The sequence below is a fragment of the Nostoc sp. MG11 genome (assembly GCF_014904695.1).
Lineage (GTDB): Bacteria > Cyanobacteriota > Cyanobacteriia > Cyanobacteriales > Nostocaceae > Komarekiella.
Window position 1 is genome coordinate 1 of sequence record NZ_JACXXN010000100.1, and the last position, 7,287, is coordinate 7,287.

The 7,287-nt window shown below is 43.8% G+C and carries 11 protein-coding genes; 6 read left to right on the forward strand and 5 right to left on the reverse strand.

Annotation, left to right across the window (positions count from 1 at the left end; genetic code table 11):
• Positions 1 to 11: 11 nt before the first annotated feature.
• The 3 genes from HCR01_RS36315 to HCR01_RS36325 form a co-directional block, all read right to left on the reverse strand.
• Positions 12 to 203, reverse strand: a complete 192-nt coding sequence (locus HCR01_RS36315) for a hypothetical protein (protein WP_193200749.1) — start codon at positions 201 to 203, stop codon at positions 12 to 14.
• A 270-nt stretch (positions 204 to 473) separates the two neighbouring features.
• Positions 474 to 1,298, reverse strand: a complete 825-nt coding sequence (locus tag HCR01_RS36320; protein ID WP_193200750.1) for a KilA-N domain-containing protein — start codon at positions 1,296 to 1,298, stop codon at positions 474 to 476.
• Between the two features lie 319 nt (positions 1,299 to 1,617).
• Entirely contained in the window at positions 1,618 to 1,821 is a 204-nt protein-coding gene (locus HCR01_RS36325) for a hypothetical protein (RefSeq protein ID WP_193200751.1), read from the reverse strand.
• A gap of 556 nt (positions 1,822 to 2,377) precedes the next feature.
• On the opposite strand from HCR01_RS36325, the gene HCR01_RS36330 reads away from it, so the two are divergent.
• Positions 2,378 to 2,902, forward strand: coding sequence for a hypothetical protein (locus tag HCR01_RS36330; RefSeq protein WP_193200752.1), 525 nt, complete (start codon positions 2,378 to 2,380; stop codon positions 2,900 to 2,902).
• A gap of 423 nt (positions 2,903 to 3,325) precedes the next feature.
• On the opposite strand, the gene HCR01_RS36335 is transcribed toward HCR01_RS36330, so the two are convergent.
• Positions 3,326 to 3,625 carry a hypothetical protein gene (locus tag HCR01_RS36335; protein WP_193200753.1) on the reverse strand — a complete coding sequence of 100 codons (300 nt, stop codon included), beginning with the start codon at positions 3,623 to 3,625 and terminating at the stop codon, positions 3,326 to 3,328.
• Between the two features lie 373 nt (positions 3,626 to 3,998).
• Here HCR01_RS36335 and HCR01_RS36340 point away from each other — a divergent pair, with 373 nt between their 5' ends.
• Positions 3,999 to 4,355, forward strand: coding sequence for a helix-turn-helix transcriptional regulator (locus HCR01_RS36340; RefSeq protein WP_193200754.1), 357 nt, complete (start codon positions 3,999 to 4,001; stop codon positions 4,353 to 4,355).
• Between the two features lie 77 nt (positions 4,356 to 4,432).
• Here the strand turns inward: HCR01_RS36340 and HCR01_RS36345 are convergent, their stop codons facing one another.
• Complete coding sequence (locus HCR01_RS36345; protein WP_193200755.1) at positions 4,433 to 4,699, reverse strand: hypothetical protein; 267 nt, start codon at positions 4,697 to 4,699, stop codon at positions 4,433 to 4,435.
• Here HCR01_RS36345 and HCR01_RS36350 point away from each other — a divergent pair.
• The 4 genes from HCR01_RS36350 (at position 4,690) to HCR01_RS36365 (ending at position 6,953) form a co-directional block, all read left to right on the forward strand.
• Entirely contained in the window at positions 4,690 to 5,400 is a 711-nt protein-coding gene (locus HCR01_RS36350) for a hypothetical protein (protein ID WP_193200756.1), read from the forward strand. The genes HCR01_RS36345 and HCR01_RS36350 overlap by 10 nt on opposite strands.
• 77 nt (positions 5,401 to 5,477) lie before the next feature.
• A complete protein-coding gene (locus HCR01_RS36355) occupies positions 5,478 to 5,663 on the forward strand; it encodes a hypothetical protein (protein WP_193200757.1) in 186 nt (61 codons plus the stop codon).
• Between the two features lie 67 nt (positions 5,664 to 5,730).
• Positions 5,731 to 6,108 (forward strand): DUF6876 family protein, encoded by a 378-nt coding sequence (locus tag HCR01_RS36360; RefSeq protein ID WP_193200758.1) that lies wholly within the window; start codon positions 5,731 to 5,733, stop codon positions 6,106 to 6,108.
• Between the two features lie 704 nt (positions 6,109 to 6,812).
• The gene (locus tag HCR01_RS36365; RefSeq protein WP_193200759.1) at positions 6,813 to 6,953 is read left to right on the forward strand and encodes a hypothetical protein; all 141 of its coding nucleotides are present in this window, start codon (positions 6,813 to 6,815) and stop codon (positions 6,951 to 6,953) included.
• The last annotated feature ends 334 nt before the right edge of the window (positions 6,954 to 7,287 follow it).

The window sequence follows — 7,287 nt, forward strand, 5'->3', positions numbered from 1 at the left end:
TGGCTTAAGGTTTAATCTAATAGCTGGTTTGTACAACTATGAACTTCGTCTGCCCAAAACCGAATCTGTTTAACTGACTTTTGCAAGAGGTCTATTGCACACGGAGTTACAACTAAAGTACGTTCTCCCTCGGTTACTTCACGGCATTCGTCAGCCCATAAGATTGAAGAGTAAAACTGTTGAAGTACTTCTCGGTCTGTCATATTACTACGGCTCAGTTAATACTGATTGAGTTTGAGGGCGAAAAACTGACAAGGTAGATGTTAGTTTTTGCATTTGTAGTTAAGCGTTTGCTTTGCTTGATGGCAGGCATCACTTTTAATTTTGACTGGCACAAAGGCAATGAATGATGTCAAAAGGACTACTATAAAATTGAAGTAACCTGCTAATATGATGTTGTTTATAACTGGGGTGCATCTGTTTTGGTTTAGCAATAGCGATCACGCAGCTTAAAGTCTGGTGGTCGCTTTCATTTAGCTCTGAAATAACTCGGCCACGCCAGGAAGCCACCGTAGTTGAAACACTGTCTGGTTTGACCCCCGTGCAACGGCTGACACCATGCGCCCCCACTGCTTACCTGCTTCTGTCGGACGATATGGCAGCTTACGATCATCAGTGCGATATTGCAGTCCAGCGTTAACCAGCCACTTGTTAACAGCGATCGCACTTTTCCCTATCGCTTCCCCTATCTGCGTCGGGTTGAGATAAGCATCATCGGAGGGGTCAGTGCAAGCGATCGCACTCTTGAGTTCATCAGCAGCAGGCTTGAGGGCTGGGTTAACAGACGTAGCGGCATTGACTGCTAATTGCGCGGTGAGGGATTTTTCTAGCCCTGCGAATTCGCCCACCAGTAGGGCTAACTGGGCAGCTTCGTGAGAAGGAGACAATATCTTTGAGCAGTCCTGCGGTTGTGCTGGCTTGTCCCACCCCTTAATTGTTTGCATCCATGCTCGGATACCAATGGCGATAAATGCCTTGCATACCAATCTTGCTTGCTTTTTGCAGTATCTTCCAGCGTCATAAGCGTAATATTCAAGGATAGTGGCAACTGCAAGGTCTGGAATACCTTCTTGACTCCAAGATTGTAGTGCCGCACTATCAAATTCTTGCTGTATAAGGCTTTGGGCTAATAAAGATGGTTCTAGTGCCGCACCCTCAAATGCTCGACGAATGGAAGAATCTTGCACATCTGCCAGCCTTGCTGTTGCTCTAATGCTGGCTTTGCCTTTGCCTGAAGCGTCTACCTGAATCTCTTCTTTAATCTGCTCAATTACCTGGACGATTTCGATCTGTGACATATTCTCTGCTCCAGTGAGGTAAATGACTGTTTTATTAAGGGGTTTCAGTTGTCCGAGGGAAACGGCTCAAGCCCTGCTGAAGGACTTAAATATCAATAGGTCAAACATTGCTAAAGGTTCTAGACTTTAGCTAGTAATTATCTTTAATCTCTTATCTATAGCCTACACTTTTTGTCTAGCATTAGTCAAGGCTTGGCTTTACATATAATATTACAAAAGTAAAGGCATTAAAAAACCCCATGACGGGGTTACGGTTCTTTTTCAGGATTTAAGGATAAAACACGATCACGCCATTGCCTGAGAGTTTCGTTTTCCTCTCTCAGGCGGCCGATTCCCCCATAACTAAATTTTCCAATCTAGATAATCTTTCTCTTACTTCTGTCAAGTCAGTTTGTTCTTTGGTAGGTACAATTCCCAAACAACTATCAATAAACTCTAATATCAGCTTACTGGCTGAAGTGTTATGTTCTTCTGCATATTTTTTAAACGCCTCTTTCTTCTCAGCAGAAATACGAAAATTCATTTGGCTCTCACCCTCAGCTAAAAACTTTGGCATCTTTACCTCTTAAATAATCTTTCTTTAACACTATATCCAATCTTAAGTTCTTGTCTAGACTTTGCCTAGATACTTGAAACATTAGCAGTATAAGCATTCTAGCTTTTGCATAGACTTATTCTTTACTTTTTCTTAACAAATGCACAGGCATTAGTCTATGCTTATATTAAAGCCAAGGAAAGCGAACCGCCTGCACCTAAACGCAAAAGAGTTGCAAACCAGAATTACTGAACCTTGACAGTTGAATCCAAAGTGACCGCTTGAGAAGTAACTGAAGCACTGGCATCACCAGAGAAGGCGAGGGGTACACAGTCGGGAAATGGATTTGGCACTTAATAAAAATTACCAAGCAGGACGATGGTTGGCTTTGAAGCTGTACACGTCGCCTGACCAAAAACAGGATGTCGGGTGTGGGGAAACAAGGGAGTACCCAACACCCTACCCCCTATACCCTGTTCATCTGTCTCCTGCCTGGTAATGCTCATCGTCACCGATGATGAGCGACCCTATAAGGCTTCGCCAAATGCTTTTGAGAGCGTTGTGGGAACACAACGCCCTTTGCACACCAACACAAAGGCGATCGCCTCCAGGAGTCAAAATGGTTTCCCAAGCACTTACAGAACAAGCAACACTCTCGGTTGTCAAAACGAATCTGTTTGACCACAAAGTCCACGCTGGTGACAAGCTCATAGCTCGAATCAAGTACGACCCCGTAGGGAACCTCATCCAACGCTGGCTAGCGATAGTCAACGGCGAGGTAGTCCACAGCGCGAATACTTGGAAGTTGTGCTACAGCTACATCACTTCGCACTACAAGCAGGGTTCACTACCCGTGCAGGAACAGGCAATCCCTGTCACCATTACTGACAATGAAGTAATGGCACAAGTTGCGGCTGAGTGCGAACAGGTTGGCTTTGAGCTACTGGGCGATGGCGTTCACCAAAACGACCAAAGACTAGGCGAAGTGGGCTGCACCGATGGACAATGGTGGGTCACACTAATTCGCAATTCGCAATTCGCAATTCGCAATTATTACCCCCCGCCTTAAGGCGGGGGCTTGAGTATTGATACTACGGATTTTTTTTTCTCAATGAATTGAGGGGCTTGTATCCCTGAATGAATCAATTTACAATTACGTCCGCAATTGCGAATTGCGAACTGCGAATTGCGAATTGTTCGGTCATCGGAGCTTCTTCACAGCATCAGCAAAAAGTCCCGTGTGAGGGCGCATCGTCTGGGCTGTGGTTGCTGTCGGTGATGCAACTGTTGCCGGAGTCCTCCAACGACTTGCTGTACAAACCGTTCGACCAACTAACAACTGATGAGTTGTACTTGCTCATAGAGTTAGTGGCGTAAAAGCGTTGGTGGGCTTTGTTGCCCAAAGTCAAAGGTGATCGCTGCTCCTTAGTATGCGGTAAGCGGAGCCATGCCGTCAGGCTTATCGCCTTTGGATTCAGTATTAGATTACGGCTTATAAGCCACTGCCGCCATTGCGGTCGCGCAAGATACGCAGGATTTCATTGACGTTAGTTTTTAACTCGCTAACATCAGTTTTTAGCTGACCAACATCAGTTTTTAGCAGAGTCAAGTCATTATTAGTAGTGGCTTTAAATTCACGTAATTCGCCAGCTAAGGCAATCAGCAGGTTGAGATTTTGGGCTACAGCTACCTGAGTTGAACCAATAGTTCCCGCTTGGATTTTCAGGCTAGTCACATCTTCAGTTAGGGCATTGAGCCGTCTGTAAATATCTTCGATTGCTGTGTCACTCATGGGTCTTTCCTTTGTAAATCGGCAGCAGGCAATTATGTGAAAATCCAAGCACAATGCTTGTTTCCACTTTAAACCAAAAAAAGGGAGAGTAAATTGTCTCACGGCTACACTCCAGGCTTCACCACTCCCTCTAAGGTTTAACGATATCGGCTGCTTGTCCCGACGGCGATAAGTTGTGTTTTCCAATTAGCTAGATTGAATTAATCGCATTGCATCGGAGCAGGCGATCGCCCTACAGCCCTTCTTCTGAAGGAAACGCTACGCGAACGGGCATCCTAAGGCAGACGATGGCTGCGCCAACGCTTTTACTTTTTCGGCGCTTCAAACTAAGTTAGTGAAAGGTATTACTATTAATCACTAACTAAGTTATTCTATGATGGCTGATAAGTCAAGTGGCGATAATGAAAAAGATCATACAGAAGAAGAATTATTAATTATGTCAAAAACTCTTATCGCTAGCGTCTGGTGGACTAAAGAGATGGGAGAGCGATTAAAGCTACTTAGAGGGGAAGAGTCGATGGCTTCGTTAGCTAAACGGGCTGGATGTTCGTACCAGTCAATACAGCATTTGGAGCGTGGAGAATACACAGTAGAAGAACGAAAGGGACTTAAACCCAGTGTTTCCTGGGAAAAGCTGGAAGGAATATGTAAGGCTCTTGAAATATCTGTCGAAGATTTTTTACAAGTTCAGTTGGTGAAAAATCCTAGAAAAATAACTTTAATTGGTTAACAACCACTAACCGCGTAAGTGATAATGGAGATGTGGAGGAAACAAGCACCAGCCTCCCAGCTAAATATAGAGGCGCTTCAGTAATCTGAACCTTGAAAATGGAACCAAAAACCAGCGACCTTGAAGTAACGGATGCAGTGGATAGCCAAAGCTGCTGAAGCGAGGTAAGGGTCAAGGAAGGTTCTCAATAAAAGATACCAGCAGGACGACGGTTGGCTTTTGAAACTGTTGAAGCTGTCCGTCGCCTGACACGCTGTGTCTCCTGCTTGGTAGCTCCAGTCACAGGCTAGGAGCATTAAATATGAGGCTTCGCCAAATCTAGATTGAGAGTGTTGTGCAAGCACAACACATTTCTTTCGTGCAAATTAAAAGGCGATCGCAGACTTTCCACGGTGCAGCGATCGCCTTTATTCTTATTACGGAGAATCTAATTATGCCACAAACCGCAACAACTGTAACCCCTTGCGTCAAACCAGTTGAAGAATTGACAGTAGTCGAAATCAGCTTCTACGACCATGAAATCTTTGCTGCTTCAAAGCTCATCGCCCGAATTGGTTATGACCATTCTGACTTTATAACCCAACGTTGGGTAGTAATCATTAACGATGTAGAAGTATTCCGCCACGACACTTTCAAAAGATGCCACAGCTACATCACATGGCATTACAACCGTGGAACATTGCCTGTACAAGAACAAGAAGCCCCAGCCGCTACAACGGGCAACGAAATCATGGTACAGATTGCCCAGGAATGCGAGAAGTACAATTTTGACCTACTCGACGATGGTATATACCAACATGATAAAAAGCTTGGTCAAGTAGGCTGTACCCAAGGCAGATGGTGGGTTATTCGGGCTTCGTCAGAACATCAACAAAAAGTCCCGTGTGACTCTGCTCTTGATGCGGTGTGGTCGTTGTCGATGGTTAAATTAACCTGCTGTGAAGACTTGTTAGACCAACCATTCGAGACGCTAACGGTTGAAGAATGGCCGAGGCTAGTGGAATATCAGCCAGAGCCAGAAAGTCGGGAGTTAGTAGCGGCGTAATCGTTCGGACGCAAGAAATCGGTGAGCGCTTTTGTTCCGGCAAAAGCGCTGTTTCTATCAACCAAACAGGTGAAATTATGAAACTCAGCTACAACCAAGAAACAGGCAAATTTGTTGTCTCTGAACTGGGACGCATTCTTGATGCAGATATCGACTCAGATGCTCTAACTACGAGATATGGATTTGTCGCTCCCTCGACAAATGAAGAAATGACGGATGAAGAAGCGCAAGAGATGGTCGATGATTTCTTGAAGTGCGAGTAGTCAACTACAGAAACTACCTGATGCTCCGCCAATGTGACAGTGAAAGTTACAAACAGGAATTCCAACCATGACAAATACTACTGCAAAAACCGCCGAGGAATTGATTGCAGACTTAGAGCAGTTCACAGGCTCGGAAGTCGTTCATAGACATTGGTTAGGTATCCTCCGCTACACAGAGGGAGTTAAGCATTTAGCTGATTCAGTGCAATGTTACTGGCTGTTGGATGCTATCGGTTCTTATCAATACCAGCTTCAGTCTAATCCCCGACTGCGAGAATTTCAGGTGTGGCGGTTGGTGGTGGAGAACGAGTCAGGTATCTTGATTTGCGAAGAAGATACGGACAAGGAAGTACTGCGGCAAGAGATAGATTACACAAATTTTCCGCTGCCGGAAATTTCGCTGTATCTGGCACAGAAAGTACTGATGCTGCCGAGTGAGTATTAAGAATGCCGTAAAAACAAAGGTGATTGCATTGATTATAATCTAATTGCAATCACTGAATGCCCAAATCAATAAGTGTCGTGAGTACTTAAGTTCTTGAAGAATATCAAATGAGCATCTCAAATAATACTCATTTGCATCATGTATGCAACGACATTTCACGCATTCAACTATTCACTCGAAATCAAATGAGATGATTTACAAAGCGGTTTATTCCGCTTCAAAAACAAAAACCTCGTCATCAAGGTGAAACGAGGCTAATAAGTTAAATATCTACTATCAAGCTAGAGGATAGCACATAACAGTCTAGCTAATGCTTCCTTGGGCAGAAGAAATGGCGATTTAACCTATTGCGAGGTTACAAATTATACTTTAACTGCCTAATAAACAAATTGAACAACTGCTCAAATACTTCTTGAGACAAACTAGTTAATTCTTGGAGCAGTTCGTTCTAAACAGAAGTAAAAGCCTCATCTCCAAAGCAAGATAAGGCTTGGTATAGTATCTGACTATAAAGCTAATATAAAGCAACTAACAGTCTAGACAATGTTCCACTGGATAGAAGAAACGGCAGCGCAACCCTTTGGATGGTAGCAAATAATACAATCATCCCTTGCCATCATAAATTACTAAAGGCAGGATAGATCACCAAACCTAATAACAGTAACCCTGGTTACTGATAGCATTTCACAAAAAATATGATACAAATGCAAACCGCGAAAGGCTTGCTAAATCCAAGTTTCTTAATTGCGAATTGCGATCTTCGCAGCGGTAGCGAGGAACGAGCGTCATTGCGAATTGCGAATTGGTATGAGGCTGCGCCAACACGCTATGAATGTGCTACCTAAATCAAGATCATGACTCAAGAAACATCAGGATTACGGTTCTTTGGTAATACACCAGTTAGAACTACTTTTTGAGGTAGTCGCTGATTCGGAAAACAAAAGCGATCGCTTGCCAGCTTTGATAACTGTAAAGCGGTCGCACAAAAAAGATCGTATGCATAGACTTTTATTATGGCACACGCGACAACAAGCCTTGAACCATCAAGCTTTTCTTGCCACGTTGGGAGCAGACAGGAAAAACGGTTGTGTTGCAAAAAAGGTTTGAAGTGATAAAATTCTCTAGAACTAAGATTATTTATGCAACAACTCCGAAGATGTCTGCAATAAAATTAACTTG